Raw genomic sequence first — 24,869 nt, forward strand, 5'->3', positions numbered from 1 at the left:
CGTGACATGCCGTTGCTGGAGCCGAACCCGGACAGGCTGCGCCCCGGCGTGCGGCGGACACCGTCCCCCGACCGCGTACCGGATCTGGTGGCGCACGGTTCGCCCGGGCGGCTGCGGGACGAGCTGCTCGCCCTCCTGGGCCCCGACAAGGTGCTGTGGCGCGTCTCCGACCTCGTGCGGTACGCGTCGGACGCCAGCCCCTACCGCTTCGTGCCGCAGATCGTCGTGGTCGCCGAGACCACCGACGACATCGCCGCCCTCCTGGCGTACGCCCACGACAAGGGCCGCGAGGTGGTCTTCCGGGCCGCCGGCACCAGCCTCAACGGCCAGGCGCAGGGCGAGGACATCCTGGTCGACGTGCGCAAGCACTGGGTGGGCGTCGAGGTGCTGGACGGCGGCGCCCGCGCCCGCATCCGGCCCGGCACCGTCGTCGCCCGGGCCAACGCCACCCTCGCCCGGTACGGCCGGGTGCTCGGTCCCGACCCGGCGAGCGCCGCCGCCTGCACCGTCGGCGGTGTCGTGGCGAACAACGCCTCCGGCATGACCGCCGGTACCGAGCGGAACTCGTACCGCACGGTCTCCTCGCTCACCGTCGTCCTGCCCTCCGGGACGGTCGTCGACACCGGCGACCCGGCCGCCGACGAGAAACTGGCACGCGCCGAGCCCAAGCTGTGCGAGGAACTCCTCGCGCTGAAGGCGGAGATCGAGGCCGACACGGAGCTGACGGCCCGGATCCGCGCCAAACACCGGCTGAAGAACACCAACGGCTACCGGCTGGACGCCTTCCTGGACGGCTCGACACCCGTCGAGATCCTGCGCGGGCTGATGGTGGGATCCCAAGGCACCTTCGGCTTCATCTCCGAGGTCGTCTTCGACACGCTGCCGCTCGACCGCGAGGCCTCCACCGCGCTGCTGTTCTTCCCGTCCCTGCCCGCCGCCGCGGCCGCCGTGCCGCGGTTCACCGAGGCCGGCGCGGTCGCCGTCGAGCTGATGGACGGCAACGCCATGCGGGCCTCCGTCAGCGTGGCGGGGGTGCCCGCCGACTGGGCGGAGCTGCCCGGGGAGACCACCGCGCTGCTGGTGGAGTTCCGGGCGCCCGACCGGGCGACGCTGGCGGCGTACGAGCGGGCCGCCGACCGGGTGCTGGCGGGTCTGGAGCTGGTGGCGCCGGTCGCGTCGGTGACCAACCGGTTCACCCGGGACGCGGCGGCCATCGGCGGGTACTGGAAGGCGCGCAAGGCGTTCGTCACGGCGGTCGGCGGCTCCCGTCCGCCCGGTACGACCCTGATCACCGAGGACTTCGCCGTCCCCCCGGCACGCCTGGCCGAGGCGTGCGAGGCGCTCCTCGCGCTCCAGCGGGAGCACGGCTTCGAAGCGGCCGTCGCGGGCCACGCCGCCCACGGCAACCTCCACTTCCTGCTGGCCTTCGACGCGGCCGACCCGGCCGACACCGACCGCTACGCCGCCTTCATGGACGCCTTCTGCACCCTGACGGTCGAGCGGTTCGACGGCTCCCTGAAGGCCGAGCACGCCACCGGGCGCAACATCGCCCCGTTCCTGGAGCGGGAGTGGGGGCCGACCGCCACCGAGCTGATGTGGCGTACGAAGCGGGCCATCGACCCGGAGGGGGTGCTCGCGCCGCGGATCGTCCTGGACCGCGACCCGCGCGCCCATCTGCGCGGCCTGAAGACGATCCCCACGGTGGAGGCGCTCGCCGACCCGTGCATCGAGTGCGGCTTCTGCGAACCGGCCTGCCCCAGTGCCGACCTGACGACCACTCCCCGCCAGCGGATCGTGCTGCGGCGCGAGATGATGCGGCAGAGCCCCGGCTCACCGGTCGAGGACGGCCTGGCGGCGGCGTACGGCTACGACGCCGTGGACACGTGCGCGGGCGACTCCGTCTGCAAGCTCGCCTGCCCCGTGGGCATCGACACCGGCGCCCTGATGAAGCGGTTGCGCCACGAGCGGCACTCCGCGCGCGAGGAGCGGGTGGCGGCGCTCGCCGCCCGCAACTTCAAGGGGGTGGAGGCGGCGGCCCGGCTCGCCCTGTCGGCCGCGGACGCGGCCGGCGACCGGCTGACCGCGTCGGTGGCGGGCCTGGCACGCCGCGTCATCCGGCCCGACCTGGTCCCCGAGTGGCTGCCGGAGGTCCCCGGCGCGGCCCGCGCCCGTCTCCCGCGTACGGAACGGACCGGCGCGGCCGCCGTCTACTACCCGGCCTGTGTGAACCGGATCTTCGGCGCACCCGACGGCTTCGAGGACCCTCTCCTCCCCCTCCCCCAGGCCGTCGTCGCGCTGTCCGCGCGGGCCGGGCGGCCCGTGTGGATCCCGGACGACGTGGCGGGCACCTGCTGCGCCACGATCTGGCACTCCAAGGGGTACGAGGAGGGCGCGCGCGTGATGGCGAACCGCGTCGTGGAGGCCGTCTGGGGCTGGACCGCCGGAGGCCGCCTGCCGCTCGTCGTCGACGCGTCCTCCTGCACGCTGGGGCTCGCCCGGGACGTGGTGCCGTACCTCACCGACCGCAACCGGGCGCTGCACGGCGAGCTGACGGTCCTCGACTCGGTCGTGTGGGCCGCCGACGAGCTGCTGCCGCGCCTGGAGGTACGCCGCCGGGCGCGCTCCGCCGTGGTCCACCCCACCTGCGCGATGCTCCACCTCGGCGACCAGGACCGGCTGACGGCGCTCGCCGCGGCCTGTGCCGAGGAGGTGTACGTACCGGACGACGCCGGCTGCTGCGCCTTCGCGGGCGACCGCGGCATGCTGCACCCCGAGCTGACGGAGTCGGCGACGGCCCGCGAGGCGGCCGAGGTGACGGCCCGCCCCTTCGACGCGTACCTCTCGGCCAACCGCATGTGCGAGATCGGCATGGACCACGCCACGGGCCGCCGCTACCACTCAGCCCTCCAGGAACTGGAGCGGGCGACCCGTCCCTGAACCGGCCCCGCGCCTCCACGAAGACCGCGAGAGCCCGCGAGGGCGCACGAGAGTCCATGGGCTCGTCCCAAGAGTCCAATCCGCGCTCTTGCGCACCCTGAGCCACGACCGCCAGGGTCCTTCCCGGGATTCATGAACCCATCCGCGCACATCACGTACGTACGGGAGGTTCGATGAACGACGCAGCACCCGGGAACCAGGACTCGCCCAGCCGTCGCTCCGTCCTGCGGACCACGGCGGGCGTGGCGGGGGTGGCGGGGGCCGCCGGGCTGGGCCTCGGCGCACTCGGCGGCCCCGCCGCGGCCGACACGCCCGGGGACGTACCGGCGCCCCGGCGCCAGGGCAGCACCATGGCGGGCGTGCCCTTCGAGCGGCGGTCGACCGTACGGGTCGGGATCATCGGCCTCGGCAACCGCGGCGGCAGCATGATCGACCTGTTCCTCGCCCTCCCCGGCGTACGGGTGGTGGCGGTGTGCGACCCGGTCAGGGCGAAGGCCGAGCAGGCGGCCGCCAAGGTGGTGAAGGCCGGTCAGCCGTCCCCGGCCGTCTACGCCAAGGGCGAGGACGACTACGCCCACCTCTGTGCGCGCGGGGACGTCGACTTCGTCTATGTGGCGACCCCGTGGGACTCGCACTTCGAGATGGCGAAGGCGGCGATGCTGGCGGGCAAGCACGTCGGCGTCGAGTGCCCCCTCGCGATGCGCCTGGACGAGCTGTGGGCGCTGGTGGACCTGTCCGAGCGGACCCGCCGCCACTGCATGCAGCTGGAGAACTGCTGTTACGGCAGGAACGAGATGCGGGTGCTGCGCATGGCGCACGCCGGCGTGTTCGGGGAGTTGCTGCACGGCGCGGGCGCGTACAACCACGACCTGCGGGAGCTGATGTTCTCGCCCACGTACTACGAAGGCCCGTGGCGCAGGCTGTGGCACACGCGGCTGCGCGGTGATCTGTACCCGAACCACGGCTTCGGGCCGGTGGCCAACTACATGGACGTGAACCGGGGCGACCGGGTCGTCAGCATCAGCAGCTTCGGTACGCCGGCGCTCGGGCTGGCCGAGTACCGGGAGGCGAACATGCCGCCCGGGGACCCGAGCTGGAAGGAGACGTACGTCGGCAGCGATCGCACGATCAGCATGGTGACGACGGCGAAGGGCCGGGTGATCCGGCTGGAGCACGACGTGTCGACGCCGCATCCGTACAGCCGGATCAACAGCCTGGGCGGGACGAAGGGCGTCTTCGAGGACTACCCGGCGCGCATCTACGTCGAGCCGGACCACAAGGGCCACCAGTGGGGCGACTTCTCGGCGTACGCGGCGGAGTTCGACCACTGGCTGTGGAAGGAGCACGCCAATCCGCCCGGCGGGCACGGCGGCATGGACTACCTCATGGTCTTCCGCCTCATGCAGTGCATGAGGCTCGGGCTGGTCCCGGACTTCGACGTGTACGACGGGGCGACCTGGACGGCGCCGGTGCCGCTCAGCCACGCCTCGATCAAGGCGAAGGGCGCGCCGCAGCAGATCCCGGACTTCACGCGGGGCGAGTGGAGGAAGCCCCGCTCCGGAATGGATTCGGTCAAGCCGGAGTGACGCGGAACCGCGGGGCCCGCCGGCGTCGGCGGGCCCCGCGGTTCCGCCTCCTCAGCAGCGGCGGCGGTCCACCGTCAGCGTGCCCTGGACGGCGGTCAGGGTGCGGTCGTAGCAGCCCGCCGAGCCGTGCAGCCGGTAGCGCTCGGTGGTGGTGCCCACCGCGTGCCGCTGGTCGCGCGGCACGTTGGCGGTGTACGTCGCGTCGCCCGTGTACGTGTCGTCGAGGCGCGTCCAGGCCGTCCGCTCGCCGCCGCGCAGGACGAGGGTGTCGGCGCGGTCCCCGAGCGTGAGGACGGTGCGCAGCCGGTCGCCGGCGCCGAGCGTCGTCTCGCCGTCCATGGTGTAGGTGCGGTGGGTGCGGGTGACGGTCCGGCCGCTGGTGACGGTCTCGTCGTCCGTCCAGCCGGCCGTCAGCGCGTCGGTGGTCTCGCCGTCGGTCCAGCGGTGGACGGAGGTGTGGGCGAGGGACCGGGTGACGGTGGTGGCGACGCGGCCGTGCGAGGTGTCGAGGTACCCGGCGATGTCGAGCCGGTGCGCCGCCTCGGTGGCGAGGCGGTGCTCCCGGCCCGGTGTGTACGCCGTGGAGTTGGCGGGCGCGCCGGTGACGTGGCGGGTGAGCGCGCCGGTGACGACCTCGCGTCCTTCGTCCTGCCAGAGCAGGAGGTTGGTGGGCGTGGACCAGCCGGGCGCGCCGGCGGGCACCCCGGCGACGGTGACCTCGATCCGGTGCGGCCGCCCGTCGTTCAGCAGCGCGGCGAACGGTGTCAGGTCGTACACGACGGGCTTGATGTCGAAGGCGCGCGGCGCGGGGGTGACGTACCAGAGGAAGGGGTTGGACCAGCCGCCCGTCCAGACCGTGGGGAAGGGGGCGGCGATGCCCGCGAGGCGTCCGTCGACGCTGATCCGCACTTCGCGGTGCGGGCCTTCGGCGGCCTTGCAGGAGTAGGGGGCGGCCTCCGGGACGGACAGGTACCAGTACTCCTCGCAGCCGCCGCCGGAGCCGGTGGCGTACACCTCGGCGAGGATCCGTTCGGCGTTGCGCGGCAGCGCCGGTGACGGGGTGTCGAGCGGGATCACCCGGTCGGGGGCGTCGGTGGAGGTGCCGGGGCCGTACGCGGGGTGCGCGTAGAAGGTGAGCGTCACCGTGACGTCGAGGACGCCGGTGTACGTGTCGTCGACGACGTTCCCGATGAGCATCTCGACGGGGCCCGGGCGGCGCAGGGTGTCGCTGTAACGGGTGATGTCCTTCTCCACCGACCAGGTGATGCCGTCCGGGGAGGGCTGCGGGGTGGAGGTCCGGAAGACCTCGACGCCGCCGACGGTGAGGTGGCCGAGGCGGTCGTACTGCCGTCCTTTCACGCTGCCGTCGAGCCGCAGGACCACCGCGCTCCAGCGGTCGCCGCAGCCCTTCGGAGGCGTGTAGGCGCCCCGGTACGGGGTGAAGTCGCGGAACTGCGCCTTGGCGAGGGGCACTTCGCAGGAGCGGACGCCGGTGGGGCGCGGGACGGGCGGGGCGGCGGTGACGGGATCGTGCCAGTCGGTCCCGAACTCGGCCGGGGGCTGCGGCTGTTCCGCCGCGGCCGCGGGGGCGAGGGCGGAGGGGAGCAGCGCCGCCGTGACGGCCAGCAGGGTGCCGCGGACCGTGAGGCTGAGCATGCTCATGACTGTCCGTTGTCTCATGGGCCGCGAGTGAAGCGCGCGTCACGGGAGTGCGCCAGACAGCCCGGTGGACCTTGGCGCGTTTCGTTCCGTCCTGCCGGAAAATCGATTGCCGACCCCGCGTCCGGACGGCGAACCTTGCACGGTTTCCCCGCCGCCCGTCGCGAGATCCCTGGGACGTCATGCAGATTCAGCACCTTCCGTACGCCGATCCAGGTGACCCCGACGTGAGGTCGGGCACGCGTTTCCTCGTCTGGCTGGGCCGCAACCAGCTGGGCGGCCAGCTCGCGTCCCTGGCCTGGGGCCTGGTGCTCCAGCTCGGCATCGCCGGACTCCCGATCGGCGTGGGCCTCGCGGTGCAGGCGGTCGTGGACGGGTCCGCGGACCGGCTCGCGGGCGCGGGCGCGCTGCTGGCGCTGCTCGGCGCGGCCATCGCGGTGGGCGACACCATGCAGCACCGCACCGCCGTCACCAACTGGATCACCGCTGCCGCCCGGGTGCAGCAGTTGCTGTCCCGGAAGACCGCCGAGCTCGGCGCGGTGCTGACCCGGCGCGTCGCCGCCGGCGAGGTCGTCGCCGTGTCCACCAGCGACGTCGAGAAGATCGGCTGGTTCGTGGAGGTGCTGTCGCGGTTCGGCGCGTCGGCGCTCACGCTGGTCGCGGTCTGCGTCGGCCTGGTCTTCTACGCGCCCGCGCTCGGCGTCGTCGTGGCCATCGGCATCCCGCTGCTGGCGCTGGCGCCGCTGCCGCTGCTGCCGCGCGCCACCCGGCGGGCGGACGTCCAGCGCGAGAAGGCCGGCCGCGCCACCGAGCTGGCGTCGGACACGGTCGCGGGCCTCCGCGTCCTGCGCGGCATCGGCGGCGAGGAGCTGTTCCTCGGCCGCTACCGCGAGGCGTCCCAGGAGGTCCGGAAGGCGGCGGTGCGCAGCGCCCGCATGTGGGCGCTGATCGCGGCGGTCCAGGTGCTGCTGCCGGGACTGCTGCTGATCGGTGTGGTGCTGTACGGCGCGCGGCTGGCCCTCGACGGGCGGATCGCGGTCGGTGAACTGGTCACCGTCTACGCCGCGGTGACCCTCACCCACTACCCGCTGCGGACGGTGGAGGAGATCGCGATGGCGTTCGCCTTCTCGCGGCCCTCCGCGAAACGCGCGGCGCGCGTGCTGTCCCTGACGCGTACGACGACGGTCACCGGCGCCCACGGGGCCGGGGCCTCGCCGGGCGGCGATCTCTACGACCCGGTGACCGGGCTGCGCGCCCCCGAGGGGCTGTTCACCGCCGTGGTGTGCGGCGATCCGGACGCCGCCGGGCGGCTGGCCGACCGGCTCGGGGGGCATCCGGCCGAGGAGACCGACGGCCATGCCTCGGTGCTGCTCGGCGGGGTCCCGCTGGACGAGCTGCCGCTCGACCGGGCGCGCGCCCTCGTCCTCGTCCAGGACAAGGACCCGGTACTGCTCTCCGGCACGCTGCGGGAGCTGCTGGACGTGCCGTCGTCGGGTGCGGTGAGCGCCGGGGAGGCGCTGGCGGCGGCGGAGTGCGGTGATGTGCTGGACGCGCTCGCGCAGGCGTCGGTGGGCGCGGACGGCGATCCGATGCGGACGCGGATCACCGAGCGCGGCCGGTCGCTTTCCGGTGGGCAGCGCCAGCGGCTGGCGCTGGCCCGTTCGCTGGTGACCGACCCGGGCGTGCTGGTGCTGGACGAGCCGACGTCGGCGGTGGACTCGCACACCGAGGCGCGGGTCGCGGCGGGGATCGCGCGGCTGCGCGCCGGGCGTACGACGGTGGTGCTGGCGTCGTCCCCGCTGCTGCTGGACCGGGCGGACCGGGTGGTGCTGGTCCACGAGGGCGCGGCGGTGGCGGTGGGCACGCACCGCGAGCTGCTGCGCACGGAGCCCCGGTACCGCGCGGTCGTCACCCGCGAGACCGACGACGTACCGCCCGTGGCCGAGCCCGGACACGCGCTGGTGGATGTGGAGGAGAAGGCATGATCGGCATGGCACCGCCGGCGTACGACCCGGCGGCTCCCGAGACCGCGACGACGCTGCCGGTGGGCGGTGCCGCGACGGTCCGCGCGTACGTGGCGGAGCTGCTGCGCCGCCACCGGACGGCGTTCGCGGTGCTCGTCGCCGTCAACGCGGTCGCGGTCATCGCCTCGATGGCCGGCCCGTACCTGCTCGGTTCGCTGGTGGAGCGGCTCGCCGCCGGTACGCGCGAGCTCCATCTGCCGGTCACCGTCGCGGTGTTCGTGGTCGCGCTGGTGGTGCAGACGGTGTTCGTGCGGCTGGTGCGGCTGCGCGGGGCGATGCTGGGCGAGGAGATGCTGGCCGACCTGCGCGAGGACTTCCTCGTACGGTCGGTGGGGCTGCCGCCCGGCGTGCTGGAGCGGGCGGGGACCGGCGACCTGCTGTCCCGGATCACCACCGACATCGACCGGCTCGCCAACGCCATGCGCGAGGCGGTCCCGCAGCTGGCCATCGGCGTGGTGTGGGCGGGGCTGCTGATCGCCGGGCTCGCGGTGACGGCCCCGCCGCTGGCGCTCGCGATCCTGGTGGCGGCGCCGCTGCTGATCGCGGGCTGCCGCTGGTACTTCCGGCGGGCGCCGTCGGCGTACCGCTCGGAGGCGGCGGGGTACGCGGCGGTCGCCGGGGTGCTCGCCGAGACGGTCGACGCGGGCCGCACGGTCGAGGCACACCGGCTGGGCGCGCGGCGGATCGCGCTGTCCGACCGGCGCATCCGGGAGTGGACGGCGTGGGAGCGGTACACGCTCTTCCTGCGGTCCGTGATCTTCCCGGTGATCAGCGTCACGCACACCACGATCCTCGCCTCGGTACTGCTGATCGGCGGGTTCTTCGTGCTGCGCGGCTGGCTGGACGTGGGCCAGCTGACGACGGGCGCGCTGCTGGCGCAGATGCTGGTGGAGCCGGTCGGGATCATCCTGCGCTGGTACGACGAGCTCCAGGTCGCGCAGGTGTCGCTGGCCCGGCTGGTGGGCGTGCGCGAGGTCGAGCCGCACGCCGGGGACCCGGCCGTACGGCCCGACGGGCGCGCGGTGCGGGCGGACGACGTGCGCTTCGGGTACCGGGACGGTGTGGACGTGCTGCACCGGGTGTCGCTGGACGTCGCACCGGGCACGCGCCTCGCCCTGGTCGGCCCGTCGGGCGCGGGCAAGTCCACGCTGGGCCGGCTGCTCGCGGGGATCTACGCCCCGCGCGCGGGGCGCGTCACGCTGGGGGCGGCGGAGCTGTCGAGGATGCCCGCCGAGCGGGTCCGCGAGCACGTGGCGCTGGTCAACCAGGAGCACCACGTCTTCGTCGGCACGCTCCGGGACAACCTGCGGCTCGCGCGGACGGAGGCGCGGGACGCGGAGCTGTGGACGGCGCTGGCGGCGGTCGACGCGGAGGCGTGGGCGCGGGCCCTGGCGGACGGCCTGGACACCGAGGTCGGCTCCGGCGGGCTGGCCCTGACCCCGGCGCAGGCCCAGCAGATCGCGCTGGCCCGCCTGGTGCTGGCCGACCCGCACACCCTGGTGCTGGACGAGGCGACGTCGCTGCTGGACCCGCGCGCGGCCCGGCACCTGGAGCGGTCGCTGGCGCGGGTGCTGGACGGGCGGACGGTGGTGGCGATCGCGCACCGGCTGCACACGGCGCACGACGCGGACGTGATCGCGGTCGTCGAGGACGGCCGGATCAGCGAGTTCGGCAGCCATGACGAGCTGGTCGCGGCGGACGGGGCGTACGCGGCGCTGTGGCGCTCCTGGCACGGCTGACATGGCTACTACGGCCGATGCGGCTGATGCAGCCGATGAGGAGCGGGGCCCGGACCCGAACCGGGCCCCGGGCCCCGGGTCCCGGGCCCCGGGCCCCACCGGTCAGTGGGCGCCGTGGACCTCCAGGGCCGCGCGGACGGCCGACTCCAGGGCGCCTTCGATCCAGGCGGGCTTGACCGAGGTGTGGCAGCCGGCGAAGTGCAGCGGGCCCTCCTGGGTGCGCATGTCCAGCAGGATCTCGGTGTGCTGGCCGGGCAGCAGGACGGACGCCTCACCGTAGGCGTACGGGTCGCGCTGCCAGCTCTGGGTGCGGCCGACGCCGGTGAAGAAGACCTCCAGCCGCTGTCCGTACACCTCCTGCATGCCGCGCAGGGCGAGCGCGTAGCGGGCCTCGTCGTCGTAGGCGTCCCAGCGCCTGGCGTCGTCCGCCCAGCTGTAGGAGGCGAGGACGACCCCGCCGGCGCTGCCGGGGACGGGGTGGGAGGGGTTGAACATGAAGCGGTTCGGGTTGTCGGTCACCGACCCGCCGCCGATGACCCCGGCCGCCTCGGGCTGGTCGCGGGAGACCCAGGCGTTCGCCGCGTAGTGCGTGCGCTGGTCCTCGGAGAGGTGGCCCCGGGGGACGGAGGGGTGCGCGCCGAGCAGCCGCCCGTCCTGCGCCACCTGGCCCTTGCGGTACCGGTCGTACAGCCCGGGCTCCATGGCGTCCAGTTCGCGGCGCCAGTCGCCCTCGTCGAACTCCCACCAGCGGCGGCTGAATTCGAGGAGCACCTTGGTGGCGCTGTCGTAGTGCACCTCGGTGATGGCGCGGCGCTTGGCGTACGACAGCGGGGGCGAGACCTGGACGTGCCGGAAGCCGGAGAAGGGGATGGTGACGATCGCCGCGTCCCCGGTGAACCGCTCGTGGACCACCGTGCCGCCCCGGCCCTCGGAGACCGTGTCGACGGCCACGCGCTCCCCCTCGTCCCGGGTCTCGATCCGGGTGACGCGGCGGTCGAAGCGGACGTCGTCGCGGACCTGCTCCAGGAGCGCGTCGGCGAGGACGGCGGTGCCGCCGTTCAGCTCGTAGAAGGCGGTGCCGGGGCTGATCAGCGCCTGGCTGATGAAGCTGTGCAGGAAGGAGAGCGGCAGCCTGGAGGTCATGTTCTCCAGGGTTCCGATGAGGTCGATGGTGCGGGTGTCGAGCCCCGCGTACTCGGTCAGGAACCGGTACATCGACCAGTCGCCGAACCGCTGGACGACCCGGGCCCAGCCCTCGAGCAGCTCCGGCATCGGCTTGTCGGCCCGGGTGCCGTCGGGGCGCAGCGTGCTGTACTCGTCCCGCACGGGGTCGAGGGCACGGCGCACGATGACGGCCGCCGGGACGTCCTCGTACTTCTTCGGTACGCCGAAGGAGCGGTTGATCGCCCGGGGGTCCTTGGCGTAGTCGGCGCGGCGGGCCCTGATGCCGTTGACGCTGATCCAGGTGCGGTAGCGGGGTGTGCCGCCCGGGTCGGTGTCGACGTAGCGGAAGGGCCGCCGCTCGATGCCGAGCCGGTCGATCAGGCCGATGACGAGCGGGTGGCTGCCGGGGATGCGCATGGCGCCGGCCTCAGCGTACTGCTTCGGATCGGCGAAGGCCTGGGCGGCGTCCTCGTGACCGCCGGTGCGGAAGGTCTTGATGCGGCCGCCGGCGCGGTTGCCGTTGGCCTCGATGACGGTGACGTCGTGGCCCGCGCGCTTGAGCAGGTGGGCCGCGACCATGCCGGCCGGTCCGGCGCCGAGGACCAGCACCTTCTTGCGTCCCGACGCACCCTTGGGCAGTCCGTCACCGAGCAGGATCTTCTCGTACCGCGGGACCAGGGGCTTGTCGTCCTCGTCGAGTACGAGGAGGGCGCGGGCGACGGCGAGGCAGGTCTGCCGGTCGGCGGTGGAGCGGGGCGCGGCGGCCGCCGGCGCCTGGACGGCCGGGGTGACCGGTGCGGCCGTGGCGGGTGAGGCGGGGAGCAGGGTGGTGGCGGCGGCCGTGGAGGCGGCGGCGGTCAGCTGACGGCGTGTCAGGTGTGGGGAATCCATGATCAGAAGAAAGCGGATCTTGGGGGTCCACGACGGGGCTTCGCACCCCTTTCACCCGAACGGGACGATCAGATGAAGTTCAGCGCCGACGCGCCGCCCACCCCGCCCAGCAGCATGAACGCCGGCATCAGCACCTTGAGCTCCACCCAGCTGCCCGCGCGGAACCGCATCCCCTTCGGCGGCCCCAGCGCGTACCAGCGCTTGCCCTTGACGGGGATCGGCCACAGGATCGGGCAGCCCGAGACGGTCAGGGCGTCGCCGATGTCGTGGACGAGGGCGCCGAGCACGATGGGCAGGCCCAGCCACAGGTAGTCCATGCCGGGCTCCGTGAAGAGCCAGTTCGAGCCGTAGCCGGGCTTGTCCAGGATGCCCGCGAGGATCCAGGCGCTGGTGGCGCCCAGCAGCCACACCAGGACGTCGCTGGACATGCGGGCGGCCCGCCACAGCAGGCCCTCGACGGCGAGCACCAGGTGGACGAAGAGGATGGCGAGGACCGCCCAACGGTCGCAGGTGACGGCCAGCGCGGACGCCCCCGCGCCGCACAGCACCGCCCACACCCAGGTGTGCGTGAGGGTGCGGTGGCCGCCGCTGCGGCGGGCGTCGGCCCGCGTCTTGGTGGCCTTGTAGACGGCGTACGACAGCTTGTCGACGATCTCGCACAGCCCGCGCGAGATCGGGCCGAAGGCGCGCGAAATGGTCGCCGACTTGTGGTCGAGGTCGGGCGCGAGGGCCGCTCCGGCGCAGATCAGGGCGCCGACGACGAGCACCGGCCAGGGCATCGGATGCCCGGCCGCGGCGGTCGCGGCCCCCACCCCCAGCCACGCGGCCGCGCCGGAGAGTGAGTGTGCCGGTCCCATCATGTGCGTTTCCCCGCCCCGTTTGGATCTGTCGTGCGCCCCCGTTGACGGGACAGGGTATCGCTCTGTGATCTTCGTACCGGTGGCCGGTTCCCACTCCGGGGGGTCCGCCAGGCAAGATGGGGGCGTGACCCTTATCGATCAGCTGCCGCCCGACGCCGACCCCGATGCCCTCTTCGAGGCCTTCTCGTCATGGGCCGAAGGCCAGGGCATCACGCTCTACCCGGCCCAGGAGGAGGCGCTGATCGAGGTGGTCTCGGGGGCGAACGTGATCCTCTCCACCCCCACCGGATCCGGAAAGAGCCTGGTCGCGGCGGGTGCCCACTTCACCGCGCTTGCGAACGACCAGGTGACCTTCTACACCGCGCCGATCAAGGCGCTGGTGTCGGAGAAGTTCTTCGACCTGTGCAAGCTCTTCGGCACCGAGAACGTCGGCATGCTCACCGGCGACGCGTCCGTGAACGCCGACGCGCCCGTGATCTGCTGCACGGCCGAGGTGCTGGCCTCCATCGCGCTGCGCGACGGCAAGCACGCCGACATCGGCCAGGTCGTGATGGACGAGTTCCACTTCTACGCCGAGCAGGACCGGGGCTGGGCGTGGCAGATCCCGATCCTGGAACTGCCGCAGGCGCAGTTCGTCCTGATGTCGGCCACCCTCGGCGACGTCTCGATGTTCGAGAAGGACCTCACCCGCCGCACCGGCCGCCCGACCTCGGTGGTCCGCTCGGCGACGCGGCCGGTGCCGCTGTCGTACGAGTACCGGATCACGCCCATCACGGAGACGCTGACCGAGCTGCTGGAGACCAAGCAGGCGCCGGTCTACATCGTGCACTTCACGCAGGCGCAGGCCGTCGAGCGGGCGCAGTCGCTGATGAGCATCAACATGTGCTCGCGCGAGGAGAAGGACAAGATCGCCGAGCTGATCGGCAACTTCCGCTTCACCACCAAGTTCGGCAAGAACCTCTCGCGGTACGTCCGGCACGGCATCGGTGTGCACCACGCGGGCATGCTGCCGAAGTACCGGCGCCTGGTGGAGAAGCTGGCGCAGGCGGGGTTGCTGAAGGTGATCTGCGGTACGGACACCCTCGGCGTCGGCGTCAACGTGCCGATCCGCACCGTGCTGTTCACGGCGCTCACCAAGTACGACGGCACCCGCGTGCGCACGCTGCGCGCCCGTGAGTTCCACCAGATCGCGGGCCGGGCGGGGCGCGCGGGCTTCGACACGGCCGGGTTCGTGGTCGCGCAGGCGCCCGAGCACGTCATCGAGAACGAGAAGGCGCTCGCGAAGGCGGGCGACGACCCGAAGAAGCGCCGCAAGGTGGTCCGCAAGAAGGCACCGGAGGGCTTCGTCGGCTGGACCGAGAACACCTTCGAGAAGCTGATCGCCTCCGAGCCGGAGCCGCTGACCTCACGCTTCCGGGTGACGCACACCATGCTGCTGTCGGTGATCGCCCGCCCCGGCGACGCCTTCCAGGCGATGCGCCACCTGCTGGAGGACAACCACGAGCCGCGCAGGAACCAGCTGCGGCACATCCGCCGCGCCATCGCGATCTACCGCTCGCTGCTGGACGGCGGGGTCGTCGAGCAGCTCGACAAGCCGGACGCCGAGGGCCGCACGATCCGGCTCACCGTCGACCTCCAGCAGGACTTCGCGCTCAACCAGCCGCTGTCCACCTTCGCGCTGGCGGCGTTCGAGCTGCTGGACCCGGAGTCCCCGTCGTACGCCCTCGACATGGTGTCGGTGGTCGAGTCGACGCTGGACGACCCGCGTCAGATCCTCGCCGCCCAGCAGAACAAGGCGCGCGGCGAGGCGGTCGGCGCGATGAAGGCGGACGGCGTCGAGTACGAGGAGCGGATGGAGCGGCTCCAGGACATCTCGTACCCGAAGCCGCTCGAAGAGCTGCTGTGGCACGCGTACAACACGTACAAGAAGTCCCACCCGTGGGTCGGCGACCACCCCGTCTCGCCGAAGTCCGTCATCCGGGACATGTACGAGCGGGCGCTGTCCTTCACCGAGTTCACGTCCTTCTACGAGCTGGCGCGCACCGAGGGCATCGTGCTGCGCTACCTGGCGTCCGCGTACAAGGCGCTGGACCACACCATCCCGGACGACCTGAAGACGGAGGACCTGGAGGACCTGATCGCCTGGCTCGGCGAGATGGTGCGGCAGGTGGACTCCTCGCTGCTCGACGAGTGGGAGCAGCTGGCCAACCCGGAGGTGGAGACCGCCGAGGAGGCCCAGGAGAAGGCCGACCAGGTCAAGCCGGTCACGGCCAACTCCCGCGCCTTCCGGGTGCTCGTGCGCAACGCGCTGTTCCGCCGCGTGGAGCTGGCGGCGCTGGACCGCTTCTACGAACTCGGCGAGCTCGACGCCGAGTCCGGCTGGGACGCGGAGGCCTGGGAGCAGGCGATGGACGCGTACTGGGAGGAGTACGACGAGCTCGGCACCGGCCCCGACGCGCGCGGTCCCAAGCTGCTCTCCATCGAGGAGGACCCGGCCCACGGGCTGTGGCGCGTCCGGCAGACCTTCGCGGACCCCAATGGCGACCATGACTGGGGCATCAGCGCGGAGGTGGACCTGGCGGCCTCGGACGAGGAGGGCCGGGCGATCGTGCGCGTCACCGACGTCGGCCAGTTGTAGGAGGACCCCGTATGACCAACCCCGCCGAGCGACTCGTCGACCTGCTCGACCTGGAGCAGATCGAGGTGAACATCTTCCGTGGCGCGAGCCCGCAGGAGTCCCTGCAGCGGGTCTTCGGCGGCCAGGTCGCCGGCCAGGCCCTGGTCGCGGCCGGCCGCACCACGGAGGGCGACCGGCCGGTGCACTCGCTGCACGCGTACTTCCTGCGGCCGGGCATCCCGGGCCTGCCGATCGTGTACCAGGTCGAACGGGTCCGGGACGGGCGGTCGTTCACCACTCGCCGGGTCACCGCGATCCAGCGCGGTAAGACGATCTTCAATCTGACGGCCTCCTTCCACCAGCCGGAGGAGGCGGGCTTCGAGCACCAGCTGCCGCCGCGCCTGGACTTCCCGCCGCCGGAGTCCCTGCCGTCGGTCGCCGACGAGATCCGCGAGCACCTGGGGGCGCTGCCGGAGGCGCTGGAGAGAATGGCGCGCCGCCAGCCCTTCGACATCCGGTACGTGGACCGGCTGCGCTGGACGCAGGAGGAGGTCAAGGAGGCGGACCCGCGCAGCGCGGTGTGGATGCGCGCGGTGGGCCCGCTGGGCGACGACCCGCTGGTGCACACGTGCGCGCTGACGTACGCCTCCGACATGACCCTGCTCGACGCGGTGCGCATCCCGATCGAGCCGCTGTGGGGGCCGCGCGGCTTCGACATGGCGTCGCTGGACCACGCGATGTGGTTCCACCGGCCGTTCCGCACGGACGAGTGGTTCCTGTACGACCAGGAGTCCCCGATCGCGACGGGCGGCCGGGGCCTGGCCCGCGGGCGGATCTACGACCGCGAGGGGCGGCTGCTGGTGTCGGTGGTGCAGGAAGGGCTGTTCAGGCGGCACTGACCGCCGCGGCTCCCCGCCGGGCTCGGACCTTCGATGACGACGGTTTGGTGAACGACGGCTGCGAGAGCGGCGGGTTCGGGAACGACCGGTTCCAGAACGGCAGGTGTTCGTAGGCCGACACGACGCGTGATGCGCGGGCGAAACGATCACATGCGGCAGTATCGGGGCCATGGACGCAGTGGGCCGAGCCGAGCGCTCCCTCGGCCGGCCCCGGGTCCTTTCCCCCTCCCCGCTCTGGATCGTGCAGGTCATGCCGCGCAGACTCCGTGTCCTCTTGCTCGCGCTCTTCGCCTCCCTCGTGCCTCTCGCGTTCCTCGCGCTGCCGGCGTCCGCCGTCCCGGCACAGGCCGCCCAGCAACTCCCCGGCGGCAAGGCGAACTTCGTCGTCGCCGTCGGCCACATGACCGCGGGCTCCCGTGCCAACCGCGTGCGGCTGGGCACCTACTCCTTCGACACCGCCGACGGCACGGTCGCCGCCCGCATGCACCGGTGGGAACACACCGAGCCGCGCGCCCGGGCCGGCACCGGGACCGTGCCCGACGAATCGTGCTCCACCACCTCCCTCTCCACCACCGCCACGCTGGTCCGCACCTGTGAGATCCAGACGGCGGGCGGCTTCGCCGCCGAGCCCACCGACCTCGGTTCGGGCCGGTACCAGCTGGAGACGGAGACGGTCGAGGGCCGGCCGACGTCCGTCCTGTGGATCTTCTGGGACACCACCCCGCCCAGGACGGAGAAATGGGCGGTGGAGACCACATCGGCGCTGGCCCGGCTGTCCTTCCTGTACGCCAGCGACGCCACGGCCGGGTACGGCTACGGCAGCAACGCGCCGTTGACGACCCGTCAGGCGATGACGGCCGTGCGGGACCACCCGGCCCCGCTCCACCTCCAGGCACTGACGTGGGCCCACGACCGGGTCGACCCCGCGAGCGGCCTGTTCCAGCACCGGTCGTTCGAGACCTGCGTGCGGACGACCTGGTGCCTGACGCTGCTGCAGCCGACGTCCACGCGCGCCTGCCAGGCGACCGGCGGCTGCCCGGACTACGGCGGCGGCACCCCGGCGAACGTCACCTCCATCCAGTACTACCTGCAGTCGCTGTCCCCCCAGGACCGGCGGGACACCCTGTGGCACTGGTGCACCTGCCTCGCCCTGGAGCAGGGCCGGACCTGCTACACGGGCAACTCGCACGTGAAGCCGATACTGCAGATCATCGACGACGCGGGCACCTTCCGCGGCTGGGTCGGCGTCGAGGCGTCCTTCTACCCGTTCGCCGACGCCGACCCGCGCTCCCACGACATGCTCGGCGTCTTCCGCCTCGCCGACTGGACGACGTGACGCGGGTGACCGGGCCGGGGCGGGGCGGCGCCGGCCGGCCTGCTTTCATGGAGTCCGTCCGTACCGTGCCCGCTCTCCCCCTGCGAGGAGCCCCCCATGTCCCTGTACGACATCCCGCTGCGCACCCTGTCCGGCGAGCCGACGAGCCTCGCCGAGTACAAGGACAAGGCGGTGCTGATCGTCAACGTCGCGTCCAAGTGCGGTCTGACGCCGCAGTACGAGGGGCTGGAGCGGCTGCAGCAGCGGTACGCCGGCCGGGGGTTCACGGTGCTGGGCGTGCCGTGCAACCAGTTCGCGGGCCAGGAGCCGGGCACGGCGGAGGAGATCGCGACCTTCTGCTCGGCGACGTACGGGGTGACGTTCCCGCTGCTGGAGAAGTCGGACGTCAACGGGGACGGTCGGCACCCGCTGTACATCCAGCTGACGAAGGCGGCGGACGCGGACGGCGCGGCGGGCGACGTGCAGTGGAACTTCGAGAAGTTCCTCGTCGCGCCGGGCGGTGAGGTCAGCCGGTTCCGTCCGCGCACCGAGCCGGAGGCGCCGGAGCTGGTCGCGGCGATCGAGGCGGCGCTGCCGGCGGCCTGACGCGCGTCAGCGGGCCGGGGCCGGGCAGGCGGACCACAGGCCGGCGCCGGTCTGGCGGGCGGCTTGTTCGGCCCTGGTCATCGTGGGCCAGTACTTGTCGTTGGGTTCGAACAGCACCTTGGTGGCGTGGCCGCTGCGGACGAGGGACTCGTTGACGAAGACCTCCTTCTCGTTCCACACGTAGAGCAGGTACCGGTCGAAGCGGTCCTTGAGCTCGATGTCGCGTTCCGTGCGCAGTCTGCTGCCGATGGGGAGCAGTTCGGCGGTGCGCGCCGTGGCCTGGCGGCTGTAGCACTCGCCGCGCTCGGGGGTGTCGATCTCCAGCAGGCGTACGCGCGCGATCTCGCCGTCGGGGATGACGCGGCCGTCGCCGCGTACCTCGACGGTGTCGCCGTCGATGACGCGCAGGACGACCGGTCCGCGCTGCCTGGGCTCGGGGTTGCCGGGCTGTGCCGCAGTGGGGGCCGCGGTGGCGAGGCCCAGGACGGATGCGGCCGCGGCCAGGACGGCGGTGGTCCGGCTGCGGGGCGAGGAGCGGTGCATGGCGCCCCCTCTCAGCGGGGTTTCCGTCCTCCCAGTACAGCACCGTGACGGAGGCCGGGCGACCTCGACGTTTTGGCGCAACACCATTGACTTCTCCGGTGTACCCACCAGTAACCTCCTCTCGCGCCCCCCACGCGGCCCTCTTCGAGGTAGGTCATGAAGAAGCACCTGCTTTCCGTCGCCGTCGCGGGCACTCTGCTCGGCCTGAGCACCGCCGCCCCGGCCGACGCCACCGCCACCGCCACCGCCACCGCCACCCGGCATCCCGTGCTGTTCGTGCACGGGTACAACTCGTCCGGCTCGTACTGGAACACCATGGCGGACCGCTTCCGTGCGGACGGCTGGCCGTCCACGCACCTGCGGCAGTGGAGCTACGACTGGCGCCAGTCCAATGCCACCACCGCGCAGGAGGTCGCGGCCCAGGTCGACCGGCTGCTCGCGGAGACCGGCGCGTCCCGGGTCGACGTCGTCACCCACTCCATGGGCGGGCTGTCCAGCCGCCACTACACCAAGGAGCTCGGCGGCAGCGGGAAGACCGACGCCTGGGTATCCCTGGGCGGCCCCAACCACGGCACCGACGCCGCCGAGTCCTGCTACGACACCTCGTGTACGGAGATGCGCATCGGCTCGGCCTTCCTCACCGCGCTCAACTCCGGCGACGAGACCCCCGAGGGGGTTCGCCATGCCACGTGGTGGTCACCGTGTGACGGCTTCATCAACCCGGACAGCACCGTCGCCCTGAGCGGCGCGGCCAACACCCGGACGGCCTGCCTCGGGCACAACGCCCTGGGCACCGACCCGGTGGTGTACAGACAGGTCCGGGACTTCGTGCACCGCTGACGGCGCCGCCCGGGCCCGTCCGCGCGCTTGCGCCGCCGCGCTCAGGCCGCCGCGCTCAGGCCGCCGCGCTGAGGGTGTCCGCGAGGCGGTGGCGGGCGGCGCGGGCCGCCGGGAGGGCGGTGAGGGCGATCGCGCCGAGCACGGCGGCCGCGGCGAGGGCCGCGAGGTGCGGTGGGGTCGGGGCGTGGGCGATCCCCGCGCCGATGCCGGTGGCGTGTGCCTCGTGGTCGATGAGCCAGTGCGCGAAGGGCACGCCGAGGGCGGTCGCGAGGAGTGCGGCGGCCAGGGCCGTACAGCCGATGGCCGTCACGGTGACGGCCGCGATCTGGCGCGGGGACAGGCCGATGGCCTTGAGGGCCAGCAGGTCGCGTTCGCCGTCGCGCAGGCTGCCGCCGATCGCGGTGGACAGTTCGGTGAGGCCGATCAGGGCGAGCACGGCGATCAGGCCGACGACGACGCCGCGCAGTGCCGAGAGGCGGTCGGCGGGGGTGGTGACCTCGTGGACGTCGAGCCGGCCTTCGGAGGCGGCGGCGAGTTCGGCTCGGACCGCGCGCGGGTCGGCGCCGGGGGCCAACTGGAGCTGGTAGAGGGTGGCGCGCAGGGCGGGGTCGTTCTCGCGGAGGGTGTCGAGCGAGGTGGAGATGACCCGGCCGCCGTTCTCCGGCTCGATGCTGCGGCCCACCAGGTGCAGCACCTGCGGGTGGCCGCCGACCGTGACGCGGACCCAGTCGCCGACGCGTACGCCGAGGTGGTCGAGGAGCCCCTGCCCGGCCACCGCCTCGTCGGGGCCGTGCGCCGGGCGGCCCTCGGCGATGGTGTACGGGTAGGGCGCGGCGCGGGTGCCGAGGCCGCGCAGGGCGATGGTGCCGGTCTGGCCGGGCACGAGGGCGGCGACCTCCAGGCCCGGGTGCGCGGCCCGGACGGCGGGGTGCTCCGCGAGGAGCGCGGCCGCCTCGCGGTCGGTGAGGCCCGCGCCGGGGCGGGCGGTGAGCGCGGCGGCGAGGCCCAGCTGTTCGGGGCGGCTGTCGAAGCGCTCGATGGTCGTCCAGGCACCGAGCGCCACGATGATGAGCAGCAGCGGCAGCGCGAGCCGGACGACCGTGGCCGGGGCCCGCCGGCCGCGCCCGAAGGCCTGGTGCCATCCGAGGACGAGCGGGGCCGGCACCCCGGCCCCGAGCGCCGCGCGGCCGGCACGCGAGAGACCGGCCCCGGGGGCCGCGCCCGCGGGCAGCACCGGTACCGGTTCCACGCGCCCCGCGCGCCACGCGGCGAGGCAGGTCGCCGCGCCGATGAAGAGCACCGCCGCGACGGGCACCGCGAGCAGCGCCGCCGTATGGCCGGGCAGCCCCTGCCAGACCGCGACCGCGTCGCCGAGGCGGCCCGGCAGGCGGGCGCCGAGCGCCTGGATGAGCACGGTGGCGAGGACCGCGCCGAGGGCCGCGAAGGCGAGGTGCTGGACCAGGAAGACGCGTACGACCTGGCCGGGGGTGAAGCCGATGGCCTTGAGGACGGAGACGTCCCGCAGATGGCCGCGCACCCGGGTGCTGATGGCGCCGAACACGGCGAGCGCGGCGGCGATCAGGGCGCCGAGGCCGAAGAGCCCGAGGACCTGGCCGAGGAGCCGGGTGTCGCCCTGCGCCTCGCCGCGGGTCTGCTGCCAGGTGGTGACGTCGGTGACGGCTCCGGCGCCGAGGGTCGTGACGGCGCGCTGCACGGCGTAGCCGGTGGCGTCGGGGTCGGCGAGCCGCAGCCCGACGACCTGGCCGCCGGTGCGGTCGGCGGGCACGGCGGACGGCGGCGCCCACACGGTGCCGGGCCGTTCGCCCGGGCGGTAGCGGGGTTCGGCGGTGTCCGCGACGCCGACGACGGTGAGCGGGGTGCCGGAGGGCAGGGTGATCCGGTCGCCCGGTTCGGCCCACAGGGCGCGGGCGAGGGTGGACTCCAGGACGACGCCGTCCGGGACGGCGGGGTCGAGCCAGCGCCCGGAGGCGAGCAGGGGGCGGCCCGTCGCGGGCGGCCGGGCGCCCGCGGCGCGCAGTTCGACGGCGGCCCGGGCGCCGCGCGAGGCGACGGTGGTCGTCGCGGTGCGGTAGGGGCCGGCGGTGGCCTCGACGCCGTCGAGCGAGGCGAGCCGGGCGGCGTCGGCGGCGGGACCGGTGTGGATCCAGACATGGGCGCCGCGCGACTGGGCGAAGAGCCGCTGCCAGGGGTTGGTGGCGTAGCCGAAGAGGGCCGTCGCGAGGAGCAGTGAGGCGACGATGCCGGCGGTCGCGGCGATCATGAAGAGCGCCTCGCCCCGGTGGGTGCGGAGGTCGGCGTGCGCCCAGCGCAGCATGGCCCGCACGCCGGTCAGTCCTTCAGTTCGTTGAGTTCGAGGACGCCGGACAGGCCGCGGCCGGCGGCGCGCGGCGGGGTGGTGCCGAGTGCGGCGTCGTCGGCGATGCGGCCGTCGAAAAAGCTGATGACCCGGTCGGCGGCGCTGGCGAGCCGCGCGTCGTGGGTGACGAGCACGATGGTCTGGCCGGCCGCGTGGAAGCGGGTCAGCAGCCGCATGACCTCGCGGGTGCCCTTGCTGTCGAGGCTGCCGGCCGGCTCGTCGGCGAGGAGCAGCCGGGGCTGGTTGACCAGCGCGCGGGCGAGGGCGACGCGCTGCTGCTGGCCGCCGGAGAGCTCGCCGGGCATGCTGCGCTCCTTGCCCTCCAGGCCCAGCTCGGCGAGGAGCTTCTCGCGGGCGGCGCGGGCCTGCCGGGCGGAGCGGCCGGCGAGGAGCGCGGGCAGCTCGACGTTGTCGGCGACGGTGAGGTTGGAGACCAGGTTGAAGAACTGGAAGACGATGCCGATGCTGCGGCGCCGCTCCACGGCCCAGCGGGCCTCGCTGTAGCCGTCGGTGCGTTCGCCGTCGAGCCAGAGGGAGCCCTCGTCGGGGCGCTGGAGCCCGCCCAGCAGGTGCAGCAGGGTGGACTTGCCGGCGCCGGAGGGTCCGGTGACGGCGACGAACTCGCCGCGCCGGACGGTCAGGTCGACGCCGCGTACGGCGTGGGCGGGCGCGCCCTCGCCGTGGTGGGTCTTGACGAGCCCTTCGGCGCGCAGCAGGGGTATCGCGTGGGAGTCCGTCACTGCAGCTCCTCCAACTCCTCCTGGCAGCGCTCCAGCCAGTCGAGGTCCGCCTGGAGGTGGAGCATGGCGCCCTCGATCAGCAGGTGGGCGATGCGGTTGTCCCGGTCTTCGGTGGCGGCCAGCTTGGAGAGGTTGCGCATGGTGTTGAGGTACTCGCGGCGCTGTCTGTTGATGAGGGCGATCTGGTCGGCGAGGCCGGTCCGGGGGGCGAGCGCGAGTTTCATGAAGAACTCGTCGCGGACCCTCGGTTCGTCCGCCGTCTCCTCGAACCAGGCGCGCAGCGCTTCCTGCCCGGCGTCGGTGAGGCGGTAGATCTTCTTGTTGGGGCGGCTCTCCTGGGCGATCTCCTCGCCCTCGATGAGCCCGGACTTCTCCAGCCGGCCGAGGGTGACGTAGACCTGGCCGACGTTGGTGGGAGGGTACGCGGCGCCCAGCAGCTGCTCAAGGTCCTGCTTGAGCTCGTAGCCGTGGGCGGGTCCGCGGGCCAGCAGGGCGAGGAGGGGAAGCCGCACCGGTGCCGTCCTCCTCCGCGTGCTCCCAATGTGATGTGAGCTCTAGTATCGCCCATGCCTAACGGGTATACATGCCCTGACGCCGGACGAAGGTGTACGGCGCCGTGCTCAAGGAGGAACCTATGCGGTGGATGCGCGCCGCCGGTAGGGGGCTCCTCGCGGTCGCCGTCGTCCTGAGCGGGTACGTGGCCTCGGCCGCGCCCGCGAGCGGCGAGCGGGCGGCCGAGGTGCGCGGCGACGGGCGCGGGCCCCTCACGCTGGCCACGGCCGGGGACCTCACGGGCTATCTCGGCCCGGTGCTGGAGGGCTGGAACCGCGACCACCCCGGCGAGCGGGTCACGCTCGTCGAGCTGCCGGACTCCGCCGACGAGACCCGCGCGCAGATGATCACGGACCTGCGCCCGGGCGGGGGCCGCTTCGACGTCCTCAACATCGACGTCGCCTGGACCTCGGAGTTCGCCGCGGCGGGCTGGATCGCGCCGCTGGAGCGCGACCGCTTTCCGCTGAAGAGCTTCCTGCCGCCCGTGGTGGACACGGCGACGTACGACGGGAGGCTGTACGCCGTCCCGTACGTCACCAACGCCGGGATGCTCTTCTACCGCAAGGACCTGCTGGACCGCGCGGGCGCCGGTCCGCCGCGCACCTGGGCGGAGCTGGAACACCAGGCCCGGACCATCGCGCCGAGGTTCGGCGTGGGCGGGTACGCGGGGCAGTTCCTGCCGTACGAGGGGCTCACGGTCAACGCCGCCGAGGCGGTGTACTCGGCGGGCGGCACGATCCTCGGCGACGAGGGCGAACGGGTCACCGTGGACTCCGCCGCGGCCCGCGCCGGGCTGGGCTTCCTCGCGCGCGGGGTGCGCGACGGCTGGATCCCGCGCGAGGCCCTGGCGTACAAGGAGGAGGAGTCCCGGCAGGCCTTCCAGGACGGCAGGCTGCTGTTCCTGCGGAACTGGCCGTACGCGTACGCCGGCGCCTCCGGACCGGGGTCGAGGGTGGCGGGGAGGTTCGGCGCGGTGCCGCTGCCGGGGCCCGACGGGCCGGGCACGAGCGTGCTGGGCGGCTCCAATCTGGCGGTGAGCACCCAGGCGCGCCACCCACGGTCGGCGCGCGACCTCATCGCGTACCTGACCGGCGAGGAGGTGCAGCGCCGTGTCCTGACGGAGGGCGCGCTGCCGCCGGTGCGGGCGGAGCTGTACCGGGATCCGGCGCTGGTGCGGGCGTTCCCGTACCTGCCGACGCTGCGGGCGAGCGTGCTCGCGGCGGCGCCGCGCCCGAAGAGCCCGCACTACGAGCAGGTGAGCCTCGCGGTGCAGGCGGTGGCGCACGACGTGATGGCGCAGCACCAGTCGCCCGAGGCGGCGGTGCGGCGGCTGGCCGGCGAGCTGGCGGCCATCGCCCGCCGCCGCTGACGGCTCCGCCGGACCTGCTACATACCTGTTAGGTATCGACGCCTGCCATACCCCTCCTTTCCAGGAGGGGTAAATCGGTATATACACCCCCAACTTTCTGCTGTTTGCCGCACGTTCATTGACACTCCCTTGGCCGGGATACCTAACATGC

At 73.3% G+C, this 24,869-nt stretch carries 17 protein-coding genes; 10 read left to right on the forward strand and 7 right to left on the reverse strand.

Annotated elements, in window-relative coordinates; translation table 11 throughout:
- The first annotated feature begins 6 nt into the window (after window positions 1-6).
- Both AB0A69_RS14435 and AB0A69_RS14440 read left to right on the forward strand, forming a co-directional pair.
- The gene (locus AB0A69_RS14435; protein WP_361420269.1) at window positions 7-2,937 is read left to right on the forward strand and encodes an FAD-binding and (Fe-S)-binding domain-containing protein; all 2,931 of its coding nucleotides are present in this window, start codon (window positions 7-9) and stop codon (window positions 2,935-2,937) included.
- A 173-nt stretch (window positions 2,938-3,110) separates the two neighbouring features.
- Window positions 3,111-4,523, forward strand: a complete 1,413-nt coding sequence (locus tag AB0A69_RS14440) for a Gfo/Idh/MocA family oxidoreductase (RefSeq protein WP_361420272.1) — start codon at window positions 3,111-3,113, stop codon at window positions 4,521-4,523.
- Window positions 4,524-4,574: 51 nt separating this feature from the next.
- Here the strand turns inward: AB0A69_RS14440 and AB0A69_RS14445 are convergent, their stop codons facing one another.
- Complete coding sequence (locus tag AB0A69_RS14445; protein WP_361420274.1) at window positions 4,575-6,203, reverse strand: peptide-N4-asparagine amidase; 1,629 nt, start codon at window positions 6,201-6,203, stop codon at window positions 4,575-4,577.
- Window positions 6,204-6,364: 161 nt separating this feature from the next.
- Between AB0A69_RS14445 and AB0A69_RS14450 the strand changes: the two genes are divergently transcribed.
- Together AB0A69_RS14450 and AB0A69_RS14455 are read left to right on the forward strand one after the other, a co-directional pair.
- Window positions 6,365-8,167, forward strand: a complete 1,803-nt coding sequence (locus tag AB0A69_RS14450) for an ABC transporter ATP-binding protein (RefSeq protein WP_361420277.1) — start codon at window positions 6,365-6,367, stop codon at window positions 8,165-8,167.
- The gene (locus AB0A69_RS14455; RefSeq protein ID WP_361420280.1) at window positions 8,164-9,945 is read left to right on the forward strand and encodes an ABC transporter ATP-binding protein; all 1,782 of its coding nucleotides are present in this window, start codon (window positions 8,164-8,166) and stop codon (window positions 9,943-9,945) included. Before AB0A69_RS14450 ends, AB0A69_RS14455 begins: the two co-directional genes overlap by 4 nt.
- Window positions 9,946-10,047: 102 nt before the next feature.
- On the opposite strand, the gene AB0A69_RS14460 is transcribed toward AB0A69_RS14455, so the two are convergent.
- Window positions 10,048-12,000: an FAD-dependent oxidoreductase gene (locus AB0A69_RS14460; protein ID WP_361420283.1), complete on the reverse strand. Its 1,953-nt coding sequence runs from the start codon at window positions 11,998-12,000 to the stop codon at window positions 10,048-10,050.
- A 68-nt stretch (window positions 12,001-12,068) separates the two neighbouring features.
- The gene (locus AB0A69_RS14465; RefSeq protein WP_361420286.1) at window positions 12,069-12,860 is read right to left on the reverse strand and encodes a metal-dependent hydrolase; all 792 of its coding nucleotides are present in this window, start codon (window positions 12,858-12,860) and stop codon (window positions 12,069-12,071) included.
- A 124-nt stretch (window positions 12,861-12,984) separates the two neighbouring features.
- Between AB0A69_RS14465 and AB0A69_RS14470 the strand changes: the two genes are divergently transcribed.
- From AB0A69_RS14470 to AB0A69_RS14485, 4 genes are all read left to right on the forward strand, one after another.
- Window positions 12,985-15,498, forward strand: coding sequence for a DUF3516 domain-containing protein (locus tag AB0A69_RS14470; protein ID WP_361420289.1), 2,514 nt, complete (start codon window positions 12,985-12,987; stop codon window positions 15,496-15,498).
- 11 nt (window positions 15,499-15,509) lie between these two features.
- Window positions 15,510-16,376, forward strand: coding sequence for an acyl-CoA thioesterase II (locus AB0A69_RS14475; protein ID WP_361420291.1), 867 nt, complete (start codon window positions 15,510-15,512; stop codon window positions 16,374-16,376).
- A gap of 250 nt (window positions 16,377-16,626) precedes the next feature.
- Window positions 16,627-17,712, forward strand: coding sequence for a hypothetical protein (locus AB0A69_RS14480; RefSeq protein WP_361420294.1), 1,086 nt, complete (start codon window positions 16,627-16,629; stop codon window positions 17,710-17,712).
- A gap of 96 nt (window positions 17,713-17,808) precedes the next feature.
- Window positions 17,809-18,297 (forward strand): glutathione peroxidase, encoded by a 489-nt coding sequence (locus AB0A69_RS14485; protein WP_361420297.1) that lies wholly within the window; start codon window positions 17,809-17,811, stop codon window positions 18,295-18,297.
- A gap of 6 nt (window positions 18,298-18,303) precedes the next feature.
- Here AB0A69_RS14485 and AB0A69_RS14490 read toward each other — a convergent pair whose 3' ends face one another.
- The gene (locus tag AB0A69_RS14490) at window positions 18,304-18,840 is read right to left on the reverse strand and encodes a thermonuclease family protein (RefSeq protein ID WP_361420300.1); all 537 of its coding nucleotides are present in this window, start codon (window positions 18,838-18,840) and stop codon (window positions 18,304-18,306) included.
- 156 nt (window positions 18,841-18,996) lie between these two features.
- On the opposite strand from AB0A69_RS14490, the gene AB0A69_RS14495 reads away from it, so the two are divergent.
- Window positions 18,997-19,680, forward strand: a complete 684-nt coding sequence (locus AB0A69_RS14495) for a triacylglycerol lipase (RefSeq protein ID WP_361420303.1) — start codon at window positions 18,997-18,999, stop codon at window positions 19,678-19,680.
- A gap of 55 nt (window positions 19,681-19,735) precedes the next feature.
- Here AB0A69_RS14495 and AB0A69_RS14500 read toward each other — a convergent pair whose 3' ends face one another.
- From AB0A69_RS14500 to AB0A69_RS14510, 3 genes are read right to left on the reverse strand one after another with little or no spacing between them, the layout of a single operon-like run.
- Window positions 19,736-22,024: an ABC transporter permease gene (locus tag AB0A69_RS14500; RefSeq protein WP_361420306.1), complete on the reverse strand. Its 2,289-nt coding sequence runs from the start codon at window positions 22,022-22,024 to the stop codon at window positions 19,736-19,738.
- 5 nt (window positions 22,025-22,029) lie between these two features.
- Window positions 22,030-22,797 carry an ABC transporter ATP-binding protein gene (locus tag AB0A69_RS14505; RefSeq protein WP_361420309.1) on the reverse strand — a complete coding sequence of 256 codons (768 nt, stop codon included), beginning with the start codon at window positions 22,795-22,797 and terminating at the stop codon, window positions 22,030-22,032.
- Complete coding sequence (locus AB0A69_RS14510) at window positions 22,794-23,309, reverse strand: PadR family transcriptional regulator (protein ID WP_361420312.1); 516 nt, start codon at window positions 23,307-23,309, stop codon at window positions 22,794-22,796. Before AB0A69_RS14510 ends, AB0A69_RS14505 begins: the two co-directional genes overlap by 4 nt.
- 122 nt (window positions 23,310-23,431) lie before the next feature.
- Here AB0A69_RS14510 and AB0A69_RS14515 point away from each other — a divergent pair, with 122 nt between their 5' ends.
- Complete coding sequence (locus AB0A69_RS14515) at window positions 23,432-24,718, forward strand: ABC transporter substrate-binding protein (protein ID WP_361420315.1); 1,287 nt, start codon at window positions 23,432-23,434, stop codon at window positions 24,716-24,718.
- Window positions 24,719-24,869 lie beyond the last annotated feature (151 nt).

The organism is Streptomyces sp. NPDC045431, from assembly GCF_040646655.1.
Taxonomy (GTDB): domain Bacteria; phylum Actinomycetota; class Actinomycetes; order Streptomycetales; family Streptomycetaceae; genus Streptomyces.

Excerpts from the sequence above, each read along its gene's own strand:
- AB0A69_RS14435 (WP_361420269.1), top strand. The coding sequence starts at position 7 with ATGCCGTTGCTGGAGCCGAACCCGGACAGGCTGCGCCCCGGCGTGCGG.
- AB0A69_RS14440 (WP_361420272.1), top strand. The coding sequence starts at position 3,111 with ATGAACGACGCAGCACCCGGGAACCAGGACTCGCCCAGCCGTCGCTCC.
- AB0A69_RS14445 (WP_361420274.1), bottom strand. The coding sequence starts at position 6,203 with ATGAGACAACGGACAGTCATGAGCATGCTCAGCCTCACGGTCCGCGGC.
- AB0A69_RS14450 (WP_361420277.1), top strand. The coding sequence starts at position 6,365 with ATGCAGATTCAGCACCTTCCGTACGCCGATCCAGGTGACCCCGACGTG.
- AB0A69_RS14455 (WP_361420280.1), top strand. The coding sequence starts at position 8,164 with ATGATCGGCATGGCACCGCCGGCGTACGACCCGGCGGCTCCCGAGACC.
- AB0A69_RS14460 (WP_361420283.1), bottom strand. The coding sequence starts at position 12,000 with ATGGATTCCCCACACCTGACACGCCGTCAGCTGACCGCCGCCGCCTCC.
- AB0A69_RS14465 (WP_361420286.1), bottom strand. The coding sequence starts at position 12,860 with ATGATGGGACCGGCACACTCACTCTCCGGCGCGGCCGCGTGGCTGGGG.
- AB0A69_RS14475 (WP_361420291.1), top strand. The coding sequence starts at position 15,510 with ATGACCAACCCCGCCGAGCGACTCGTCGACCTGCTCGACCTGGAGCAG.
- AB0A69_RS14480 (WP_361420294.1), top strand. The coding sequence starts at position 16,627 with ATGCCGCGCAGACTCCGTGTCCTCTTGCTCGCGCTCTTCGCCTCCCTC.
- AB0A69_RS14485 (WP_361420297.1), top strand. The coding sequence starts at position 17,809 with ATGTCCCTGTACGACATCCCGCTGCGCACCCTGTCCGGCGAGCCGACG.
- AB0A69_RS14490 (WP_361420300.1), bottom strand. The coding sequence starts at position 18,840 with ATGCACCGCTCCTCGCCCCGCAGCCGGACCACCGCCGTCCTGGCCGCG.
- AB0A69_RS14495 (WP_361420303.1), top strand. The coding sequence starts at position 18,997 with ATGAAGAAGCACCTGCTTTCCGTCGCCGTCGCGGGCACTCTGCTCGGC.
- AB0A69_RS14515 (WP_361420315.1), top strand. The coding sequence starts at position 23,432 with ATGCGGTGGATGCGCGCCGCCGGTAGGGGGCTCCTCGCGGTCGCCGTC.